Origin of the sequence: Streptomyces sp. 6-11-2, from assembly GCF_006540305.1 — a bacterium.
In the GTDB taxonomy this organism is placed as follows: domain Bacteria; phylum Actinomycetota; class Actinomycetes; order Streptomycetales; family Streptomycetaceae; genus Streptomyces.
This window is the reverse complement of sequence record NZ_BJOR01000002.1, coordinates 491,549-512,508: the sequence shown is the minus strand read 5'-3', so window position 1 is coordinate 512,508 and position 20,960 is coordinate 491,549. Positions and strand designations below refer to the sequence as shown.

Here is a 20,960-nt window from a genome sequence, read left to right as displayed (position 1 = left end):
CAGCTATGGATAACCGGGACTGCCAGTACTGCGCCAGGCCCTGCAGCACACCTCAAAAGTGGCGGTCGCCCGCTACGCGTGGCACGGCCGTGAACGACTCGGTCTGCTACGAGTCCGCGGGGACGTGATCACCCTGCACGCGCTGCTGTGGCCGGACGAAATCCGCGACCCCGCCGCCATGGTCCCGCCTCCGGTCCAGTTGGACGAAGACGAGGTCGACGAAGCCGTGGCACTGATCGAGGCCATGACCCGGGACGACCTCACCGGCCCCGAGTTCGCCGACCGCTACACCGAGGCGCTGCACGCGGTGATCGAGGCCAAGCAGGAAGACCGCCAGCAGCCGCAGGCCCCCGAGCCGACGGCCCGGCCAGGGCAGCTGGTGGACCTGATGGCCGCGCTGCAGCAGTCCGTCGACAAGGCCCAGGCGGCGCGCGGCGAGACGGGCGACGCGGTCCCGCGGAGGCGCCGGCAGCACAGGCGAGGAAGGCCGCAGCGCGGAAGACGGCGAGGAAGGCGCCCGCACGGGCGGCGTCCTCGAGGAACGGCAGTCGAAGTATCCCAGCGCGCTGATCTGCCGTGGCCGGGCCCATGGTCGGGGTGGTCAGGGGCTGTCGCCGGTCCAGCCGAAGCGTCGCGGGTGGGCGAGGGTCGTACATCGCCCGCCCGTCGGCACCGAACTGCCCGAGCGCCGTCTGGAGGGAGACGCCGGTGTTGACCCCGACCGTCACCACGCGCTGCTGCTTCGCCACACCCATTCCCGGTACTACCCACTGGAACGGCCACTGGCCCGGCGCCCGCCCCTGTCGGGCTCACCCCGACGGGGCGATGGCTGTCGACATACAGGGGCGAACCAGTGCATGTCGGGGCGACTTTGGTATCAGGCGAGGGCGGCGACCAGCAGGGCGAAGGCGCCGATGATGACGGCGACGCGGACGTAGTGGTACCGGTCCCAGCGCTTCATCTGCTTCTTCCAGTCGGCGGGCCGGTTGTCAGGGGTCCACGTCTTGCCCCGGTTGTTGATCGGGACGAGCAGCAGGATCGACATGATCACGCTGACGATCAGCAGCGCGGCGGCGGTGACGACGAGGCCGGTGCCGGGGTGGTGCCATCCCGCGACAGCCCAGACCGCGACGAGGACGAGTGAGCCGATGTACCAGAACGGCATCACGGCGCCGAGCATCCGGCCCCCGTGGGAGTGGGCCTGCTGGTTACTGTCCTCCGGGAGGGCGTTGAAGATCGGGTTCATGACGAAGGCGACGGAGAACTCCACCCCCACCATCAGGCCGACGACCACGGTGGTGATGACCTCGAGTGCGCTGAGCATGGTGCCCCTCCCGGGATCTAGCGCTGCTAGCTGATGTGGACAACGCTAGTACTGCTGCCGCTTACTTGTCTAGCGGTGCTAGGATTCGAGTTATGTCGGTACAGGAACGCAAGGCACGCGATCGGGCGGTCCGCGAGCGCCTCATCGTGGCGACGGCCCGTGAACTCGCCGAGCAGCAGGGCTGGGACGCGGTCACCACGCGCCGGCTCGCCGAGCGCATCGAATACAGCCAGCCCGTCCTCTACAGCCACTTCCGAGGCAAGCGCGAGATCATCGGCGCCGTCGCCCTGGAGGGCGCCGCCGAGATGGCCGTGGCGGTGCGGGCCGCGGCGTCCGCCGCGAACAGCCCGCGCGAGCGGGTCGCCGCCCTCGCCCGTGCCTACCTCGACTTCGCCGAGCGCAACCCGGCGGTCTACGACGCCTTGTTCCAGCTCGACGGCGGCCTGGCGTACGCGCAGGAGGACACCCCGGAGCCGTTGAAGGACGCCTTCGCCGCGCTGATGGAGAGCCTGGGCGAGGTCGCCGGGGACGGCGTCCACCCGGGGCTGTTCACCGAGGTGTTCTGGGCGTCCCTGCACGGCCTTGCGACCCTGACCCGGGCGGGACGGCTGCTGCCTGAGGACGCCGCACAGAGGGTGGAGCTGCTGGTGGACCGGCTCGCCGTGCTCTGACACACCATCCTGGCGGGCACGCGGCCGAGGTCCTCGGACCCCGGCCGCTGCCTGCCTACGGCAACGCTTCCGGTCACGCGCGTCCGCAGCGCCTGGCAGCACCGGTCAGGACCAGGACTCCGATGCCCAGGCCTTCCTTGCCTGGCTGGCTGGCACCAACCGGAGTTGGGTGGTGGTCCTGGACGACATCACCGACCCGGCAGCTGTGGAGTCCTGGTGGCCCGACAGCCCACGCGGCAACGGCTGGACCCTGGCTGCCACCCGGCTCAACGACCCTCGCCTCACTGGCGGTGGGCGCGCCCGGATCGACGTCGACGTCTACAGTCCAGACGAGGCCACGGCCTACCTCACCAGCCGCCTCACGCACGGCGCCAAGGCCCACCTGATCGACGATCAGGCAATAACACTCTCCAAGGCTCTGGGCTACCTGCCACTGGCCCTCGGGCATGCCGCCGCCTACATGATCCGCGAACAGATCCCCTGCCGTACCTACCTCGAACGGTTCACCAACCGCGCCGCACGCCTGGACGAGCTTCTCCCCCGCTGGGCGGACAGCGAGCGCTACGGCCGGCAGATCACCACCACCCTGCTCCCCGCCCTCGACGCCACCGACCATGACTCACTCGGCCACCTGGCCCGTGCTGTGCTCGGCGTTGCCGCTGTCCTCGATCCCGCCGGACACCCCGCCACCCTGTGGGACACCCCGGCCCTGGCCACCTACCTCACCGCGCACCAGCCCGCCTGCCGACCCAGGAGAGCCGTTGCCCTTCGTCGTCGCAGAACCGCACCGAAGCCAGTCACGGGTGACGAAGCACGCGCAGCACTGCGGCTGCTGGACCGGTACGGACTGATCACGTACGACGGCTCTGGCGACGGAGTCCGTGCCATACGCATCCACGCCCTCACCGCCCGAGCAGTACGCGAAACCACCCCGGAAGACCAGCACCGAACAGTCACCACCGCGGCCGCCAATGGCCTCGTCGAAATGTGGCCCGACGCCGACCAGACACAGCGTGAACTCGCCGGCGTCCTCCGCGCCAACACCGACTCAACCAGCGCGCATGCCCGCGACTCCTTCTGGTCACCCGACGGCCACCCTGTGCTTTACCGTGCAGGAACAAGCCTCCTCAACGCCAACCTGCACAGCGCAGCCTCGGCCTACTGGGGCGACATGGTCGCCGACTGCGAGCGGTTGCTAGGCAACAACCACCCCGACACCCTGACCACCCGCGCCAACCTCGCCGTCTCCTACCAGCAGGCGGGACGCACCAGCGAAGCCATCGACCTGCTGGAACAGGTAGCCGCCGACCGTGAGCGGCTACTGGGCAACGACCACCCCGACACCCTGACCGCTCGCAACAACCTCTCCAGCTTCTACCAGCAGGCGGGACGGACCAGCGAGGCCATCATGATCAAGGAAAAAGGGCCCGGAGACCGGGCCCTTCCATGTCGTAGCGGGGACAGGATTTGAACCTGCGACCTCTGGGTTATGAGCCCAGCGAGCTACCGAGCTGCTCCACCCCGCGTCGGCACCAGCAACAGTACACGCTAGGGAGGGCAGAGTGCGTTCAGACCAGCCGCGACGTCCCCGCTGAAGTGGGCAACGCTGGTTGACGAAACCAGGGGCGCCGGTGATAGTTGCCTGCCCAACCATTCCGGTGGTTCGGCGTGTGCATCGGGGGGAAGCATGCAAGCCAAAGATCAAGAAGTCCGATCCGCGTACGCCTCGGCGCATGCCCAGTTGCTGGCGGGCCAGTTTGCCCAGGCGCGGCGCACCGCCACGGAAGCGCTGAAGACGGACGGGCCCAGCGCCGGTAATTTTCTGGTGCTGGGGCAGGCCCACGCGGCCGAGGACGACGACGATCACGACGACCGAGCCGAAGCCGCCTACCAGGAAGGCCTGGAGGCGTTCCCCGACGACCTCGATCTGCTCGCGGCATACGCGGAGCTGTGTCTGCGCAGCGACTACCTGGACCGGCCGGCCAGGCACCGACGCGGCCCCGAGCTCACCGAGCGGCTGCGTGAGCTGGCACCCGGTTCCAACCAGGCGGTGCGGATAGAGCAGATCGCGGCGGGCAGGGCGGTAAAAGGCCCCAGGCCGCCATCGCCTGTGCGGACCCAGACGCACGACGCTCGCCTGGTGCTCGCGGCCGTGGGTGATCCCGCCTCGGCCGCCGCGCGAGCTCGTGCCTACGGTCAGGGCCGACCCGGTGACGACCGCTTGGCCACGCTCGCCGAAACCCTCACCGCGCTTGCCGGCCCCGGCCGCGCGCCACTGCGCTGGATGGTGCGCTTCCCTCTACACACGCTCCTGATCCGTGCGGCCCTGTGCATCGTGGTACTCCTGGCCGTACCCGCACTCCAGTGGAACAGCTGGGTGCGCATGCTGGTCATTGTCGCCGTCATCCCCGCAGCTCTGCTTCAGGCTCTGCTGCGCCGGGCACGTCACCGTGCCGACACCCGGCCGTCGGTCGCTCACGCCGAACCCGTTGGTGTCCCGGACTTTCCCGTACTGCCGCCGGTCCCGGCGTCCTCGCGCCGTGAAACAGTGATGGCAGGCCTCGTACTCGCCGCAGTCCTGTCGGCGCTGGTGGGCTCAGGCATCTGGAGCTATCACCAGTACGCCGCCTACCCGCGCTACACGGTCGCAGCACCGGACCGCCTCAGGGGTTACGAACGGCTGGAGAACACACCGGTCCAGCTGCTCGTGGAAGGCGCCATGAGCGAGACTATGGCGGGCAGCGGTGCCACGTCCTTCACCTACGTGTACGGGAAGAAGGAGGAGCAACTGCCCGCGATCACGGTGATCGGCGCAGTCGGCGACTTTCACGACATGACCCCCGACGCGCTCGGAGCCATCCAGGACGGCCTCCAGTTGGGTCTCAGCAGTACGGATCTGACCACGGGCAAGGCTTGGTCCGCCGACCCCGGCCGGCTCGGCGGCACCATGCGGTGCCTGTCGTATCAAGCAATGGGCAGCCAGCAGGTCAACGCTTGCACCTGGGGAGACAAGGGAAGCGTCGGCACCGTTCTGTCGCCTGGCTCGGGCCGGGGCCTGGAGGCTGCAGCGGACCTCGCCCGAGCAGTGCGGGAGGCGGTTCTGCACCAGGAGGCCCCCGCCAATTTCGCCTGATCCGCCCCCAGGGTCCCTACGCGACTGCATGGTGCAGCAAGGGCAACTGCACGAGCCCTGGGCGCCGACCACCCCAGCGACGATCAGCATTGCTCCTGGCTGTTGAGGCTCCTTGAAATTGACTCTGTCCGCAGTTCCGTGAATCCCCAGGTCAGCGGGGGGGGACGCGGGATCGTTTCGGCAGGGTGTTGCCTGCCGTGGCGATCAAGACGGTTGAGGATGTGCTGTTTCCCGGGATCAATGTGCGCCTGGAGGGGGAGCAACTCCTCCGACGTCCTGGTGGTGGAGGCGGTGTCGACGGCCTCCCCGCGGCGAGTTCGGCTCGAGCGGAGCCCGGATGGCAGTGATCGGTGGGGACTCCCAGCAGGCCAGCCGCGGGACCTGCTGGGAGTTCGCCGATGAGCGGGGTGTCCTGCCGACCGCCCCCAAACGGACTCGGAGTGGGACCACGGAGCGCTGGTCAGTCAGGCGCAGGTGGGGGGCAGGCGCCTCGCACGGAAGGGGGCCACCCCCCAGCTGGCCGAGGAAATCGGCGCCGACAGACGGCTGACCGCTCCTTACTCCTCCTCTTCCTCTACGTCGCCGATGACGACGCGGAGGCCGTACATGCTCTGCTGGACCTCGATCACAGACACTTCGGCCTGGCCGAGGGCCCGCCGGGCACCTTCCACATCCCCGGCCTGGAAGCGGAGGTGGGCGAATGTTGGCCGATCTCACTGATTCCTAGAGGGCCCAGAGGACGTTGACACGGCGGCGGACGAGCGCGAGGACAGCCTGGGTGTGGCGCTTCCCCTCGGCTCGCTTGCGATCGTAAAACAGACGGGATTCCTCGCACTTGCGGATGCTGAACAGCGCGGAGGTGTAGAAGACACGCTGGAGTCGGCGGTTGTATCGCTGCGGGCGGTGTATGTTCCCGCTGATCTTGCCGGAGTCGCGCGGGACCGGCGCGACGCCGCCGAATCCGGCGAGGCGGTCCGGAGTGCCGAAGACGCTCATGTCGCCGCCGGTGGCGGCCAGGAACTCGGCGCCGAGGATGATGCCCAGGCCAGGCATGCTGGTGATCACTTCGAAGGTGTGGTGGTCGCGAAACCGGGCCTCGATGGCCTTGTCGAGCTCGGCGACCTGCTGATTGAGCGCCATTGCCTCCCTGGCCAGCGTGTGGACCAGCTGCGCGGTCAGCTTCTCGCCGGGCGGACTGGTGTGCTGGCGCTCGGCGGCCTCGACGGCCGCCTCGGCGAGCTGGTCGGCGCTGCGGACCTTCCGGTTGCGCAGCCAGGTCTTCAGCCGCTTGGCGCCGAGCCTGCGAATAGCGGCCGGCTTCTGGTAGCCGGTCAGGAGGGTGAGCGGACCGGTGTTGGTGAGGTCCAGCGCGCGTTCCAGGCCAGGGAAGATGCCAGTGAGCTGGGCGCGGAGCCGGTTGACGGTGCGGGTTCGGTCGGCGACCAGGTCCATGCGGCGGCCGGTGAGGATTTTGAGGTCGATGACAGTCTCGTCGCCGACACGTATGGGGTGGAGGTCCCGTCGGACGCGGACCTGGTCGGCGATGACCGCGGCGTCCTTGGCATCGGTCTTGCCTTCACCGCGGTAGCTCTCGGAAGCACGGTGGATGGCCTGGCCGGAGATGTAGTGCACCGGCTGGTCGTGGTTGAGCAGGATCGCGATGGCCAGGGCGGCTCCGCCATCGGCCAGGTCCATGCCCCGGGCCACCTCGTCGCCCAGGGCCAGGACATCGGCGAGGAGTTCGAGCACTTCGGTCTCGTCGTTGGCGACGCGGCGCGACAGCAGCCGGCGGCCGCTCTCGTCGATCGCGACGCAGTGGTGGGGGGTCTTGCCTGCGTCGATGCCGGCCCAGATCGCGGCCACGTTGTGCCTCCGTACGGTGTGCTGCAGGTTCCTCCCGACGGACGACCTCGCTGTCGATTCCCTACGGCGCGATCGTTCGCAATTCCTAATTGGCAGCGGAGTCGTCGTGGAGCGTCGGGCGACCCATCAGTGGAAGCCACAGGCGGCAGAACTTTGAAAGCCACACCCGACGCTCCTGGGTGGGAGAACCATACGAGGGGCTCGCCCTGTCCCGGTCAACAACGTAGGGAACTTTGACCGACCAGCCGCTGGGGCCGTATGTCAGCGCGCGGTGACTGAATAGGCGGCGAGCGCGCGGTTGCCGCGCGGCTTGGCGATGGCCCGGAGAACGTCGGCCTGGCTCAGGACGAGCTGTCGCACCGGCTCGGGCAGCGCGGCCAGACGCTCCTCCGTTCCGGCCAGGTCGAGGCAAGCAGCGATTTCCCAGTCGCCGTCCTGAAGCTCTTCGGTATCGACCGACCTGCTGCCGTCGGCTGTCCAGCCGGCCTCAGGCAGGAGCCGCAGCAGGCCCTCACGGGAGAAAGGTGTGCGGACGTTGCCCTGGCCACGCGATCCTGCGGCCTCGGTCTGCCCCTGGATCAGCACGGCGAGGAGGTGGGCCAGCTGGTCGCCAGACGCAGGCGTCAAGTCCCACTCGGTGAACCATAGCCGCCGCGCCCACGGCCGTACCCGGGCCAGTGTGTCTCGCAGTTGTCCGAGCGATGTGAAGTACCAGGAGCAATGTGCGAGCACCACGTGGTCGAAGGTACTTTCGGGGAAGTCGACTGATGGGTTGAGGACGTCGGTGCCGAAGCGGAAGTCGATGCGCGGCCCGAGAGGGCCCGCCGCGAGCCGGGCTGCCGATTCTCCGAGAGTGACCGGCGCCCCATAGGAGGGTTCGGCCACGTCAATGGCCACCACGCGCCCTTTGGGCCCAACCGCCTCTGCAAGGACGGCGGTCATGTCGCCCTGGCCGCAGCCCAGTTCGAGGATGGTTGAACCTGGTGCGATGTGCCAGCTCGCCACGAGCGCGGCGCGGTGGTGAGTCTGGGACAGCTGGATGTCCGGGCTGTGATCGGCGGCGGCCATGCCGGCCGCGAGCGAGGGGGCCTTGGCGCGGAGATCGGAGTGATTCACAAAGTCCTCGGTGATACTCGACGGGTCGGTGCGGGCCGATGGTATGAGACGCGCGGCCAGCGGCGCCTCCGACTTCCTGGGCATCCTGTGATGCCGCAGCCTGAGCAGATTAGAAACACGCACTGAACTGATCATTTCAGAATGAGTTGGCGTGTGGGGCTTGGCAGTTGGGCTTGATGGCGGCAGAGTTCTTCGAGTGTCGGATGATCTTGTGCCTGATGACCTGTGGGAACGTGTTGCCCCGTTGCTCCCTCCTCGCCCACCGCGGCGTCGACGGTACCCAGGTCGGTTGCCGGCGGATGACCGCGCTGCCTTGCGGGGCATCGTTTACGTCCTGTGCAAGGGTGTGAGCTGGGCAGACGTCCCCACGGAGAAGATCGGCTGCAGTGGGGTGACGTCCTGGCGGCGCCTTCGGGACTGGACGCAGGCTGGCGTGTGGCCCCGTCTGCACGAGGTCCTTCTGGCGGAGCTGCGGGGAGCGGGCCTGCTGGACATGGATGACGCGGCCGTCGACGGCTCCCATGTCAGAGCCCTCAAAGGGGGGCTCACACCGGACCTTCGCCGGTCGACCGCGCCCGCCCGGGCAGCAAACACCACCTGATCACCGATCGGCACGGAACACCCCTGGCTGTCACCCTGACCAGCGGAAACCGTCACGATGTCACCCAACTGATGCCACTACTGGACGCGATACCCCGCATCCGCGGGATACGCGGACGGCCACGTCACCGGCCTCGCCGGCTGTTCGCCGACCGCGGCTACGACTACGACAAGTACCGCCGTCTCCTGCGGGCCCGCGGCATCACACCGAAGATCGCCCGGAAAGGCACCGCTCACGGTTCCGGCCTGGGCAAGACCCGCCGGGTCGTCGAGCGGACCTTCGCCTGGCTCCACCAGTTCAAACGACTCCGGATCCGCTACGAGATACGCGCCGACCTCCACCTCGGCCTCCTCCAACTCGCCTGCAGCATCATCTGCTTGAGACGACTCCGGACCTCATTCTGAAATGATCAGTAAGTGGTTGGCTCCGGAAGCCCTTCGAGGGTTGGCTCCGGAGCCGGTGTTGTATCTATCGACCAGCCAGGCGATGTAGTCAAGATGACGCCGGATCCGCTGCGGGAGTGCGAACGCCGCCGCCGCCCGGCCTTCCTGCTTCCGGACCGTCCGGTGCGCAGATGTCCCGTACCCGCTCCATGCGGAGGACCTCAACGCCGCTGATGGTCGGCGTTCGGAGTCGCGCACAGGGCGTCGTCGACCAGCTTGCTTTCGGCCTGTACCACGTGCAGGACGTCGTCCGCCGATTGGGCGAACACGCCCGACAACGAGACTGTGACGCTGCGCCGGCCGTCGGCAGTGACACCGTCGGCGGTGATCCACCCGGAATCGCCGCCCTCGTGGCCCCAGTACGTGCCGCCGCACGACAGTGGGCGCGAGAAGAGTCCCAACCCATCACGGACGCCCGGCATGAGCTGCTGGAACTCCTTGCTGACTGGGCTGGCCTGTTTCATCTGCGTCAGCTGCGCCGGGGGCAGGAGCCGGCCGCCGAGCAATGCGCGGAAGAATCGGTTGATATCGGCGGTGGTGGAGACGAGTCCGGCCTCTCCATTGGTGCCCGAGCCGACTTGCTCGGTGACGTCCACGGGCGCTTCGCCGGGCTTGAACCTTTGGTAGGTCTCAGCGTGTGGCTGGGGCAGCTTGGGCGAAGTACCCGGCCAGAAGGTGTGCTTGAGGCCGAGCGGCCGGACGATCCGATCCTGTACCTCCTGATGCCAGGGGTGTCCGGTGACCCGCTGGATGATCATGCCGAGCAGGACGTAGCCGGTGTTGGAGTAATTCCAGTCCTTGCCGGGCTGGAAGTCCGGCCGGTGACGCATCGCTCGGCCGACGGTCTGCTCGGGGGTGTAGGTGTCGTATCGGTGCTGGTAGAAGTTCTTCGCCGAGGTGTAGTCGGGGTAGTCGTCGTGAAGACCGCTGGTGTGCTGGAGCAGTTGACGGATGGTGATCGCGCGGCCGTCATTGCCGTTTCCGGACACCACGCCCGGCAACCATCGCTCGACCGTGTCGTTCAGGGAGAGCTTGCCGTCGCCGGCGAGTTGCAGGATCACGGTGGCCACGAACGCCTTGGTGACGCTGGCTGTCCGGAAGTAGCCGTTCGAGGGGACCGGCCGCCGGGCCGTCAGGTCGGCGACGCCGCTGGTGGCGGTCAGGTTCCAGCCGTCAGGGGTGACCAGACGGGCCTGCACTCCCGTCACACCGAGTGCAGTGATCGCGTCGGCGTCGCGCCGAAGCTGGGCCTGGTCGTCGTGCTGTTTGGCGGCCCCCGCGCCGGACGTACAACTGGTGGAAAGGGTTCCGGCCACGATGGCGGCCAGGGCCAGGTTTCGTCGGAGGGATCCCCCGCGCCGCCGTGGTGAATGAATCGGTGAACTCGTCATGGGCGTTGACGCTAGGTCTGGTAGGGGGAAGCGGACGATACAGCTCACCAGTGAGAACAAGGGGTAGTGGGCTGTAGTGCCAGGCTCGGTCGCCATGGCTCAGACTTGTGCGAATGAACCACCATGGGGCCAGTCGGCTTTCGGCGATGTGGCGCGGTCTGGGTTATCTACTGGAAAGCCTGTTCACCGCTGCGGTCGCCCTGTTCGCGCTACCCGTACTCATCGTCCCGATGACGGCTCGCGCTTGGGCGTCCTGGCATCGTCGCCGCGCCGACCGGCTGCTGCTTTCTCCGCGTTCTGGTCCCGTCCGTGTCGGTACGTGGCGCGTTCTCGGGTGGCTGTGCACATGCATCGTGACCAGTCTGGTGTTCGGGCTCGTCGTGGTGCTGTGCGCAGGTAACGCGGTGGCCACGGCCATCACGGTGCCCTTGTGGTGGGCGTTGCCCGCCGGTACCCGCGCGGGCGGCTTCGCCGCCGGTGTTCCACTGTCCGGTTGGGGCACGGCGTTGACCCTGGGGACCGCACAAGTCGTCATCTTCGCGGCCCTGACCTACTGGCTGGTTCCACTGCTGGCGCGCCTACACGCCCGGATCTGTGTTGCGTTGCTGTCCCCCTCGGCCACTGAGAGGTTGGCGCAGCGTGTGGAGACGCTGACCGAGACGCGGGCCGACGCCATGAACGCGCACGGCGCGGAACTCCGCCGGATCGAACGTGACCTGCACGACGGCACCCAGGCCCGGCTGGTGGCCATCGCGATGCGGCTGGGCCTGGCCCGTGAGTCGCTGAGCGAGGACCCCCAGACGGTGGCCAGACTCTTGGAGGAAGCGCATGAGAGTACCGAGGAGGCCATGGCGGAGCTTCGTGTGGTGATCCGGACGATCTACCCGCCGGTCCTCGCCGATCGCGGCCTCGCCGGGGCGCTGGCCGCGCTGGGGACCCGATCGGCGATCGACACCACCCTCGATATCGGCGATCTCGGCACGATCCCCGCCGCGGTCGAGGCCGTGGCCTACTTCACGATCGCCGAGGCGCTCACCAATGCGGCCAAGCACAGCCGGGCCACCCGGACCGCCGTCCGCGTCGCACGCGACGGTGACCGGCTGTCGATCGAGGTCACCGACGACGGAGTCGGCGGCGCCGACGAGACGCTGGGTACCGGCATCGCCGGAATCCGCCACCGTGTCCTGGCGCTCGACGGCACCGTCCACATCCACAGCCCCAGCGGCGGCCCGACCACGATCACTGTGAGCCTGGCATGCGGGTCGTGATCGCCGAGGACAACGTCCTGCTGTCCAATGGGCTGGAACTCCTGCTGACCGCCAAGGGCTTTCACGTCGCCGCGATCACCCAGGACGCCCCCGGCTTCGTCGCCGCCGTCACCGAACACCGACCGGACGTCACCATCGTCGACGTACGGCTACCGCCAACCTTCCGCGACGAGGGCATCCACGCCGCCATCCACGCCCGCCGCCAGCACCCCGGCCTGCCCGTGCTCGTCCTCTCCCAATACGTCGAGCAGCAGTACGCCGGCGAGCTGATCTCCGATGGACGCGGCGGCATCGGCTACCTTCTCAAGGACCGGGTGAGCCGGGTGAGCGAGTTCATCGACGCGCTGCGGCGGGTCGCCGCCGGCGGTACCGTCATGGACGCCGAGGTGATCGGGCAGCTCCTCACCCGTCACGCCCACGACCCGATTGCCGCCCTCACGCCACGCGAACGCGAAGTTCTCGCCCTGATGGCCGAAGGAAAGGACAACGCCACGATCGCGGCCCGGCTCGTCATCACCGAGAACGCCGTCCACAAGCACATCGGCAACATCTTCGCCAAGCTCGGCCTCTCGCCGGCCGACAGCGGCCACCGCCGCGTCCTCGCAGTCCTCACCTATCTCAGCCGCCACTAACCAAGTCATTGGCTTTGGCAGTCATTCGGGGGTTGACCCCGGAGCCGGCAGGCTGCCTGCCGCTGTGTCAGATACCGAAGGCGACGAGGTAAAGGCCGCAGGCACCATCCAGGGCGTCCTCGGGGCTGCCGACGAAGGTGCCCGTGGGCAGGATGGTGTCTTGTCTCACCCAACGACTTCACCGACCTTGCCCAGGCCGGGGATCGGCTCCGAGCCTTCGAAGACCGCTACAACGCCACGGCACAGCCGTTCGAGTGGAAGTTCACCGCCTCCGACCTGGACGATCCACTGGCCAGGCTCGACCGGCATACCTCCAATCACCCGGAAAAATCCTCGCTCCACCTCGCTGCTTGATCAACCCCCGAAGGACTTCCGGAGCCAACCACTAAGCCATGTCCAGAGCGAACGGCACCGACGCCGGGACCAGGATCGCTCAGCGCTGGTGCTTGGCGCGCGTGCGGCGGCAAGGTCGCCCGCTACAGTCCGCGCGCCGCTGCCGAGTAGGTCAGCGTGCGCGCCAGGTGCGGACTTCGAGGTGGATGATCTGTGCGTCTGCACGGATGCGTCCGGTTTCCACGAGCCACTGGCGTACGGCGGCGGTCACGTCGCCGGCGGTGGCATCGACGCGGCGGGCGAACTCGGCGGCATCAAAGCCGCCGGTGGGGCCGGAGCCATAGGAGCGTTCTTCGGTGTGGTCGGCGCGTTGGATGATGTTGCGGCGGATACCGGGTGAGTCGGTGCGGCTGCCGGAGGGGTGGAGGTAGCCGGTCTTGGCGAGGCGGACGGTGAAGGCCAGGCGCAGGCCGCGCTGGGCGGCTTCGGCGATCAGGGGGCGCAGGCGGGTGGAGCCGGAGGCGATGGCCTGGACGCCGACGCGGCCGGCGCCGGTGCCGGTGGGGGTGATCAGGACGGCTTTGGTGCGCACCCGGGCGGGGGCACCGGTCGCGGTCGTGCGGCGGTGGGTGTGACGGGCGGCGATGGCTGCGAGTTCGGGCAGGTCGGTGATGCCTCCGACTTCGACGGCGGTGAGGACTTCGCGTAGGGCGGTGACGAAGGCGGCGCCTTTGTTTCGGGTGTAGAACTGCGAGACGAGGGAGGGGTCGCGGTTGATGATGCGGGCGATGTCGCGTTTGGTGTAGCCGGCCTGTTGGAGGCGGTCGGCAAGGCGTGCCGCTTCGTTCAACCCTCTCTGGTTTCTCGGGCGGTTGCGGCGTCGGCGGGGCGGCATCAGGCCTCCTGGCCGGTGGTGGTGAGGGCGGCGCGTCCGGCGTCTCGCAGGGTCAGGAGTTCTTCTTCGGTGGTGGGGGCGGGCAGGGGTCCGGTGAGGTGGCCTTTGAGGAGGTAGTCGCCGGGCTGGTGGTGGTGGGGCCAGTTCTGGGGCTGGGTGAGGTAGAGGGCGTCGGTGCGGAAGGCGACGACGGTGCCGGGCGGGGCATGGAGGGCGCCAGCGTAGGTGTCGTCGTCGCGGTGGCGTTGGGTAAGCAGGGCGGCCCGAGCGCCGGACCAGATCGCGGCGGCCCATTCGGGGTGGGCGTTGGGGTCCAGGGCGAAGCCGGTGGGCTTCTGCCAGGTGATCAGTTCGTCGTCGAAGGCGATGATCTCGGCATCTGGGGGCACGTCGCGTTCCAGGGTGCGGGGGGTGGTGCCGGTGACCATGCGGGGGCGTTGAGCGAAGGAGCCGATGCCGTACAGGAGGATGGAGCGCACGGCGCGGGAGGCGAGGTGAGCGGCGCGGGCCTGCTGAGGGTTGCCCTGGAAGTGGGCCTGAGCGGAGAGGTTGGTCCAGGTCTCCTTGAGTTTCTTGGCCCAGTCGTCAAGGGGTTTGCCGTCGTCCCACAGGATGCCGTCGAGGATTTCGATCTTCCACGGTTGGAGTGGGTTGGTCAGGGCGGTATGGATTTCGGGGCCGCCGGCCCAGGTGGTGAAGGTGGCTCCGGGTGTGGCCGGGTAGTGCCAGGCGCGGTCTCCGGGGGCGGGAGCGGGGAGGAGTCCGACGTGGTTCCAAGTGTCGGGGACCGTCACGCGCACCTGCCAGTGCCCACACCCGTACAGGGCGCGGATCTGTTCCTTCTCCGACCAGGCGGCGAACGTGGCGGCGGTGATGCGGCGGGGGGTGCCGACCGGGGACTTCCAGGTGTGTTTGGCGTAGGCGAAGGTGCGGTCGTACTCGACAAGTTGGGGCAGCTGCTCAGGTACACGGGGCGGAGTGATCAGTTCGTTGCGGCCCTGGCCTGCGGTGGCGTGCAGCAGGCCGCGCAGCTCCTGCGACAGGACGGGGAAGCCGTCGGCGTACTGGCCGCGGGTGGGGATGGTGCGGGTCCACAGGTCACGGCCGGTCTGGGAGGGAGATCCCATGATGACCGCGTCGGGCCAGTGGTGGCGCAGGGCCTGCCACAGCAGGACGAAGGCGTCGCGGATGGTGGCGGGGGTGTCTCCGTCGGTGTCGAACCACTCCCCCACCGAGCGGATCTCCACGTGGCTGTCGCCGTTCTCGCGCTGGTAGCGACCGACGGGGTTGCGGGCGTGGACGAAGTGTCCGGCCATCCGGTCGCGGCCGCGGCCGGTGTCGGTGCGCCAGCCCGGTGTGGGGGCGTTCAGCCAGGCGGCGACCGCGTCGCGCAGGTAGGGGTAGCGGTCGGCATCCCGGTGCCAGGGGTCGCCGGCCGTGATGTAGATCCGCTCTACGCCGTCGGGGATGGTGTGGAAGACGGCGGTGAGGATGTCGGCGGCCGACCTGCTGCCGAGGTCGAGGTGGTGGGTCCGGCCACATCAGGTCGTTGTCTACGCGAGCATAGGGCCTTCGCGGACAGCCAGCGCCTCCCGCGGCCAGCTCAACTCCTGGGCGCAAAGCCTGGTGAATCTCACTTTGAAACGACCTGTAAGATCACGCAATCGCCATTGCGGTCACCGCACGTCGAGCGGCTGGCGAGGGCTTCATCGCCTCCCCGAACCCAGTGCCGAAGGTTCGGGCTCCGGGAGGCTCCGAAAAGGGGAGAGGCAGGGGGACTCACCATGGAAGAACCACGTCGCCAAGGCGGGCGGTACGAGCTGGGCACGATACTCGGCCGTGGTGGCATGGCCGAGGTCCATTTCGCCCATGACATCCGCCTGGACCGCTCCGTCGCGGTGAAGACGCTGCGGGCGGACCTCGCCCGCGATCCGTCGTTCCAGGCCCGGTTCCGCAGGGAGGCCCAGTCAGCCGCCTCGCTCAATCATCCCGCGATCTGCGGGGTCCACGACACCGGCGAGGACTTCGTCGACGGCGTCTTGATCCCGTACATCGTCATGGAATACGTGGACGGCTCGACCCTGCGCGATCTGCTGCACAGCGGTCGCAACCTGCTGCCCGAGCGCGCCATGGAGATGACCGTCGGCATCCTCCAGGCGCTGGAGTACTCGCACCGCAACGGCATCGTCCACCGGGACATCAAGCCCGCCAACGTGATGCTCACCCGCACCGGCCAGGTGAAGGTGATGGACTTCGGCATCGCGCGCGCGATGGGGGACTCCGGCATGACGATGACGCAGACGGCCGCGGTGATCGGCACCGCGCAGTACCTCTCGCCGGAACAAGCGAAGGGCGAGACCGTTGACGCCCGCTCCGACCTGTACTCCACCGGCTGCCTGCTCTACGAACTCTTCACCGTTCGGCCTCCCTTCATCGGCGACTCCCCGGTCGCCGTCGCCTACCAGCACGTACGCGAGGCTCCGCAACCGCCGAGCGTCTTCCGCCCTGAGATCCCTCCCGAGGTGGACGCGATCGTCCTGAAGGCGCTGGCCAAGAACCCTGGCCACCGCTACCAGTCCGCCGACGAGATGCGCGCGGACATCGAGGCGTACCTCGACGGCCGGCCGGTCGCCGCAACGGCCGCGCTCGGCGCCGTCGGATACGGGTACGACGGCTCCACGGACAGCGCACCGACCACCGCCCTGCCGACGCTGCAGCAGCCCCCGCAAAAGTCCAGCTACAGCGACGACGGCGGCCGCCCGGGCAGCGCCGGCTTCGACGCCGGGTACGCCGATCCGGCCCCCGCCGGAGGCCGGCGCCTGTCGCTGGGCGCGCTCCTCGGCATCGGCGTGGCCGGCCTCGCTCTGATCGGCATCGTCGTGACCACCGCGCTCAGCGTCGGCGGCGACAACGGCAACGACCAGCAGCCGGCCGCCGACGCCTCCGCCACCTCGGGCAACGGCCAGTCCGGGACGGACACCGCGCAGGCCCAAGCGAAGTCGCTCGACGCGCTGCTGCAGTCGAGCAACAACAGCCGCGCAACGGTGATCGACGCGGTCGCCTCCATCAAGCAGTGCAGCAACCTCGCTGACTCGGCGACCGCCCTGCGCACCGCCGCGAGCCAGCGCGACGACCTGGTCACCAAGCTCTCCCGGCTCACCTTCGACAAACTACCCAACCACGGCGACCTGGTGTCCCAGCTCACCACGGCCTGGAAGGCGTCCGCCGCCGCCGACAACCACTACGCCGCCTGGGCCGACCAGACGGCCGGCACCAATGGCTGCCATAACGGCCACGCGGCGAACACCCCCGACCAGGGCAACGCGGCCAGCGAGCAGGCAACCCTCGCCAAGAAGAAGGCTGCCGCCCTGTGGAACCCCATAGCGCAGCAGTACGGTCTTTCCCAGCGCCAGTTCACCGAGCTCTGAGCCGCCGGCCGGGGTCTATCAGGAATTAGGTGTGATTCGTCTGTTTGGCCTACGAGTTGTTCGGTGGGCTGTTCGGCCTACACTCTTCCGGCGGTGAGCCGGCCGTCGAAGAGGACGTCGAACTCGTTGAGAGCGGACTTCCAGCGGTTGTTCCAGCGCTGGCGGCCGCGGCCGGTGGGGTCGAGGGCGATGGTGGCAAGGTAGAGGCGTTTGAGGGCGGCCTGCTCGTTGGGGAAGTGCCCGCAGGCCTGGGCCGCCCGCCGGTAGCGGGCATTGAGGGACTCGATCGCGTTGGTGGTGTAGACGACCTGCCGGATCGCGTCGGGCAGGCCGAGGAAGGGCACGAACTCGCTCCAGGCCCGTTCCCAGGTTCCCGCGATCGACGGGTAGCGCTTGCCCCAGGTGGCGTCGAAGTCGGCCAGCCGTGCACGGGCCTCTTCCTCGTTGACGGCGGTGTAGACGGGCTTGAGGTCGCGGGCGACGTCGGCCCAGTCGCGGCGGGAGGCATAGCGCAGGCTGGCGCGGATGAGGTGGACCACGCAGGTCTGCACGACGGTCTGGGGCCAGACGGTGTTCACCGCGTCGGGCAGGGCGCTCAGTCCGTCGCAGACCAGCATGAGCACGTCCCGGACGCCTCTGTTCTTGATTTCGGTCAGGACGGTCTGCCAGTACTTGGCGCCTTCCCCTCCGTTCCCGGCCCATAGGCCGAGGATCTCGCGGTAGCCGTCGGTGGTGACCGCGATGGCCACGTAGATGGGCCGGTTGGCGACGTGACCGTCCCTGATCTTGACGTGCACGGCGTCGATGAAGACGACCGGGTAGACCGGATCGAGGGGGCGGGTGCGCCATTCCGCCATCGATTCCAGGGCCTTGTCGGTGATCGTGGAGATGGTCTCCTTCGTGGTCGTCATTCCGTACGTCTGGGCGAGGTGGGAGACAATCTCGCCCGAGGTCAGGCCTTTCGCGGTCAGCGAGATCACCAGGTCGTCCAGCGCGCCGGTGCGGCGGGCGTACACGGGCAGCATCCGGGGCCGGAAGGTACCCAGCCGGTCCCTGGGGACCTGCACCGTCACGGCGCCGACCTCCGTCATCACCTTCTTGGCCCGGTAGCCGTTGCGCATGTTGCCGCCCGAGCGAGATCCGCGCCCGCCGACCCGGCCGGCCTCGGCGGCCAGGTGCTCGTCCATCTCGGCCTCCAGGGCGGCCTGCATCAGATGCTGGGCCAGTTCGGGCAGCAGCCCGCCCTCGCCCATCAGTCTCAGCCCCTCCCCGCGGACCTTCTCGGCCGCGAGCGCGGCCAGCTCCTCCAGCAGTTCGCTGGACAGACCGTTCGGCGACACCGGCATCGACTTCACGTCGGCACCCTGGACACTGCCGTCGGCCACGGCAAGCGACACGCTGCCCAGGGTCTCGATCCGGTGATCCGTCGTCGTACTCATCAGGTGACTCCTTCGGGGAAGATCACACCTGATTCATGACACTCCCTCGTACGCCGCCGCAGTGAACCAGGGCGGCAGGTCGTCGGACAGGGCTCGCCCCACACGACAGCCCGGGGCGCCAAGGCTCGCCTGTTCAACAACCTTCTCGGTTCTTGAACAACGGTGCTTGGACGTCGACACGCGGTGAATGTCTATGGTCTCGTGCGCGGATGATCTGGGGTTTCATCGCGGAGCGCAGGGAACTGTGCACTCTCCCATGTCACGAAGTCGCCTGCACTACGGTCTAGTTGGTCCGTAGTCGTGTGCGCGTTGGGCAGGGGGCCCACGTGGCGGCGGGACTGGTGGCCGAGCGCGGGGTGCTGACCGCGCAGGACGAGGTGTGGGATACCGCGGTACGGCAGGCCGAGGTGATCGGGCCTCTTGCCGAGAAGGCCAGGGTGGGGCTGGCGGACGCGGACGAGGCCGCCGCGATGCTGGGGATATCCCGGCGTCAGGTGTATGTGCTACTTGAGCGTTGGCACGTGGGTGTGGGGCTGGTGTCGGATCTACTGCCGGGCCGTTCCAGCGGCGGCTTCGGGGGCGGGCGGCTGCCGGACGAGGCCGATGCGATCGTTACGGAGGTGCTGCGCAGGCGGTACCTGACCCGGCAGCGCCGAAGTGTGGCGGCCATTCACCGGGAGATCACGAGCCAGCGCCGGGCTCGGGGCCTGCGGGCTCCCTCGCGGGGGACGGTGGTGCGGCGGATCGCCCAGCTGGAGCCGGTCTCCTCCACTGCCGCGCGAGAGGGAAGCGAGGCGGCCTGCGGTCGGCCGATGGCGTGCCGCCCGCGGTCACCGATCTGCTGGAGCAGGTCCAGGTCGACCACACGCCGGTGGATGTGGTCGTGGTTGACGAGCAGCACCGAATGCCGATCGGCCGACGGTATTTGACCGTGGCGATCGATGTGGCGAGCCGGTGCGTGGTGGGCCTGGTGGTGACGCTGGAGGCGCACGTCGGCAACCTCGGTCGGGCTGTGCCTGGCGCACGCGGCCTGCGACAAGCGGCCGTGGCTGGAGCGGTTGGGGGCGGAGGCAGTCTGGCCGATGAGCGGCAAGGTAGCGACGACATGACAAGCCGTCGCTCCCACCAGATCGCTCCCTATGCCCCACCAGCGAAAACGGAGTCCTAACCTCCGGAAAGACAACAGCTTCCCACACGCACATGGTGATCCGGACTCAGAACAGGCCCTACTGCTGCCTTGCCTGATCCACGTACTCGAGCCAGACAGGGCCATTCGTCCCGGCGGACCCACGGGGTGCTGTGGGCCGGTCAACCGTGCTGGCGCAGGTCGTGGAAGAAGCCCTCGATCACGTTGAGCTCTCCGGAGCGGGCCGTCTCGTCGTAGACGTATTTGCCGACAGCGAGGTCGAGTACTCCGAGGCCGAACGGCGAGAAGACCACAGGCCGGCCGGTGGGGGGCGTTACTCGTCCGCTCATGACGTCGGCGAGTGTGCCATGCAGGAAGTCGCGGTTGCCGGTGAGCTGTTCGGCCAGGTGCGGGGAGGTGCCGGCTTTGAGGCAGTGTTCGACGTCGTCGACGATGTTGGTCGAGGCGAGGATGATCTCCGGCGCCAGGTCGCGCAGGGACACGTGCAGAACCAGTGGGTTGTGGTGGAACCAGGCCGGGTCGCTGACGTGTGGCTCGGCCGCAACGGTGGCGAACACGACGAGGTCGCTGGAACGGACGAGGTCCACGGGGCTGCCATGTGCGGTGATCCGTGCGGCGCCGCCGGTCTGTTGGAGGTAGTCGCGGAATCCCGCTGCGCTGCGGTGGGACAGGTCATGGACACCGATCTCGTCGAAGGACCAGCCCACGGCAGTCAGGAAGGTGTGGATGTAGCGGGCGATCAGGCCCGTACCGAAGAACCCGATGCGGGTGGGGCGTTGCCGGTTGCGGGTGAGGCGGTCGGCGGCCAGCGCTGCGGATGCGGCAGTTCTGGTGGCGCTGATGATGGAGCTTTCCAGACAGGCGAAGGGGTAGCCGGTGTCGTGATCGTTGAGGATCAGGACGGCGGACGCCCTGGGGATGCCGGCCTGGACGTTGTCGGGGAAGCTGGAGATCCATTTGAGTCCGTCCACCTGCGCCTGTCCGCCGATCGAGGCGGGCAGCGCGATGATCCGGGAGGTGGGTCGGTCGGGGAAGCGCAGGAAGTAGGAGGGAGGATTGACCGACTCCCCTGCGGCGTGCAGCCGGTAGGTGGCCTCGATGAGGTCCACGATCTGCGCTTCCCTGTCCTGCAGGACGTGCTGGACCTGGGCGCCGGAGATCACTGCGAACGGGGGCACGGTGTGCGGCTGGGACATGACGGGCTCCATTGCCGTGGAACGGACGGTGGTCATCCGGCGCTCATCCCGCCGGTCGGCGGGCACGGGACCGGGCTCAG

At 68.5% G+C, this 20,960-nt stretch carries 15 protein-coding genes, 1 tRNA gene and 2 pseudogenes; 8 read left to right on the top strand and 10 right to left on the bottom strand.

Annotation, left to right across the window (positions count from 1 at the left end; translation table 11 throughout):
* The first annotated feature begins 58 nt into the window (after window positions 1–58).
* A complete protein-coding gene (locus tag TNCT6_RS42275; RefSeq protein ID WP_373996266.1) occupies window positions 59–715 on the top strand; it encodes a hypothetical protein in 657 nt (218 codons plus the stop codon).
* A gap of 162 nt (window positions 716–877) precedes the next feature.
* Here TNCT6_RS42275 and TNCT6_RS38480 read toward each other — a convergent pair whose 3' ends face one another.
* On the bottom strand, window positions 878–1,324 hold the full coding sequence (locus tag TNCT6_RS38480; protein ID WP_141367778.1) for a DUF1772 domain-containing protein: 447 nt from the start codon (window positions 1,322–1,324) through the stop codon (window positions 878–880).
* Window positions 1,325–1,416: 92 nt separating this feature from the next.
* Between TNCT6_RS38480 and TNCT6_RS38475 the strand changes: the two genes are divergently transcribed.
* Together TNCT6_RS38475 and TNCT6_RS38470 are read left to right on the top strand one after the other, a co-directional pair.
* Complete coding sequence (locus TNCT6_RS38475) at window positions 1,417–1,995, top strand: TetR/AcrR family transcriptional regulator (RefSeq protein ID WP_141365836.1); 579 nt, start codon at window positions 1,417–1,419, stop codon at window positions 1,993–1,995.
* A 169-nt stretch (window positions 1,996–2,164) separates the two neighbouring features.
* Window positions 2,165–3,466, top strand: a complete 1,302-nt coding sequence (locus TNCT6_RS38470) for a tetratricopeptide repeat protein (RefSeq protein ID WP_141367777.1) — start codon at window positions 2,165–2,167, stop codon at window positions 3,464–3,466.
* On the opposite strand, the gene TNCT6_RS38465 is transcribed toward TNCT6_RS38470, so the two are convergent.
* Window positions 3,448–3,521: transfer RNA gene (locus TNCT6_RS38465), tRNA-Met, on the bottom strand. The two genes, TNCT6_RS38470 and TNCT6_RS38465, sit on opposite strands and share 19 nt — an antisense overlap.
* A gap of 161 nt (window positions 3,522–3,682) precedes the next feature.
* Here TNCT6_RS38465 and TNCT6_RS38460 point away from each other — a divergent pair.
* Window positions 3,683–5,128, top strand: coding sequence for a hypothetical protein (locus TNCT6_RS38460; protein WP_141367776.1), 1,446 nt, complete (start codon window positions 3,683–3,685; stop codon window positions 5,126–5,128).
* Window positions 5,129–5,851: 723 nt separating this feature from the next.
* Here the strand turns inward: TNCT6_RS38460 and TNCT6_RS38455 are convergent.
* Together TNCT6_RS38455 and TNCT6_RS38450 are read right to left on the bottom strand one after the other, a co-directional pair.
* Window positions 5,852–6,991 carry an IS110 family transposase gene (locus TNCT6_RS38455; protein WP_141367775.1) on the bottom strand — a complete coding sequence of 380 codons (1,140 nt, stop codon included), beginning with the start codon at window positions 6,989–6,991 and terminating at the stop codon, window positions 5,852–5,854.
* Window positions 6,992–7,252: 261 nt separating this feature from the next.
* A complete protein-coding gene (locus TNCT6_RS38450) occupies window positions 7,253–8,107 on the bottom strand; it encodes a class I SAM-dependent methyltransferase (RefSeq protein ID WP_141367952.1) in 855 nt (284 codons plus the stop codon).
* 196 nt (window positions 8,108–8,303) lie between these two features.
* On the opposite strand from TNCT6_RS38450, the gene TNCT6_RS38445 reads away from it, so the two are divergent.
* A protein-coding gene (locus TNCT6_RS38445; RefSeq protein WP_172632768.1) for an IS5 family transposase occupies window positions 8,304–9,112 on the top strand; the annotation gives its coding sequence in 2 pieces (ribosomal slippage) (window positions 8,304–8,643 and window positions 8,643–9,112; 810 coding nt in all).
* A 200-nt stretch (window positions 9,113–9,312) separates the two neighbouring features.
* Here the strand turns inward: TNCT6_RS38445 and TNCT6_RS38440 are convergent.
* Window positions 9,313–10,542, bottom strand: a complete 1,230-nt coding sequence (locus TNCT6_RS38440) for a serine hydrolase (protein WP_141367774.1) — start codon at window positions 10,540–10,542, stop codon at window positions 9,313–9,315.
* Between the two features lie 113 nt (window positions 10,543–10,655).
* Between TNCT6_RS38440 and TNCT6_RS38435 the strand changes: the two genes are divergently transcribed.
* Both TNCT6_RS38435 and TNCT6_RS38430 read left to right on the top strand, forming a co-directional pair.
* Window positions 10,656–11,810 carry a histidine kinase gene (locus TNCT6_RS38435; RefSeq protein WP_141367773.1) on the top strand — a complete coding sequence of 385 codons (1,155 nt, stop codon included), beginning with the start codon at window positions 10,656–10,658 and terminating at the stop codon, window positions 11,808–11,810.
* On the top strand, window positions 11,798–12,442 hold the full coding sequence (locus TNCT6_RS38430; RefSeq protein ID WP_141367772.1) for a response regulator transcription factor: 645 nt from the start codon (window positions 11,798–11,800) through the stop codon (window positions 12,440–12,442). Before TNCT6_RS38435 ends, TNCT6_RS38430 begins: the two co-directional genes overlap by 13 nt.
* 505 nt (window positions 12,443–12,947) lie before the next feature.
* On the opposite strand, the gene TNCT6_RS38420 is transcribed toward TNCT6_RS38430, so the two are convergent.
* Entirely contained in the window at window positions 12,948–13,670 is a 723-nt protein-coding gene (locus TNCT6_RS38420; protein WP_141367771.1) for a helix-turn-helix domain containing protein, read from the bottom strand.
* A pseudogene (locus TNCT6_RS38415) lies at window positions 13,670–15,205 on the bottom strand (hypothetical protein); the annotation flags it as partial. The gene TNCT6_RS38420 and the pseudogene TNCT6_RS38415, both read right to left, overlap by 1 nt.
* Before the next feature lie 249 nt (window positions 15,206–15,454).
* Here TNCT6_RS38415 and pknB point away from each other — a divergent pair.
* Window positions 15,455–16,588, top strand: a pseudogene (pknB, locus tag TNCT6_RS38410) (Stk1 family PASTA domain-containing Ser/Thr kinase); the annotation flags it as partial.
* 587 nt (window positions 16,589–17,175) lie between these two features.
* Here pknB and TNCT6_RS38405 read toward each other — a convergent pair.
* From TNCT6_RS38405 to sbnB, 3 genes are all read right to left on the bottom strand, one after another.
* Window positions 17,176–18,444 (bottom strand): IS256 family transposase, encoded by a 1,269-nt coding sequence (locus tag TNCT6_RS38405; RefSeq protein WP_141366885.1) that lies wholly within the window; start codon window positions 18,442–18,444, stop codon window positions 17,176–17,178.
* 763 nt (window positions 18,445–19,207) lie between these two features.
* Window positions 19,208–19,438 (bottom strand): hypothetical protein, encoded by a 231-nt coding sequence (locus TNCT6_RS41530; protein WP_253266538.1) that lies wholly within the window; start codon window positions 19,436–19,438, stop codon window positions 19,208–19,210.
* A gap of 407 nt (window positions 19,439–19,845) precedes the next feature.
* Window positions 19,846–20,916, bottom strand: coding sequence for a 2,3-diaminopropionate biosynthesis protein SbnB (sbnB, locus tag TNCT6_RS38395; RefSeq protein ID WP_172633311.1), 1,071 nt, complete (start codon window positions 20,914–20,916; stop codon window positions 19,846–19,848).
* Window positions 20,917–20,960 lie beyond the last annotated feature (44 nt).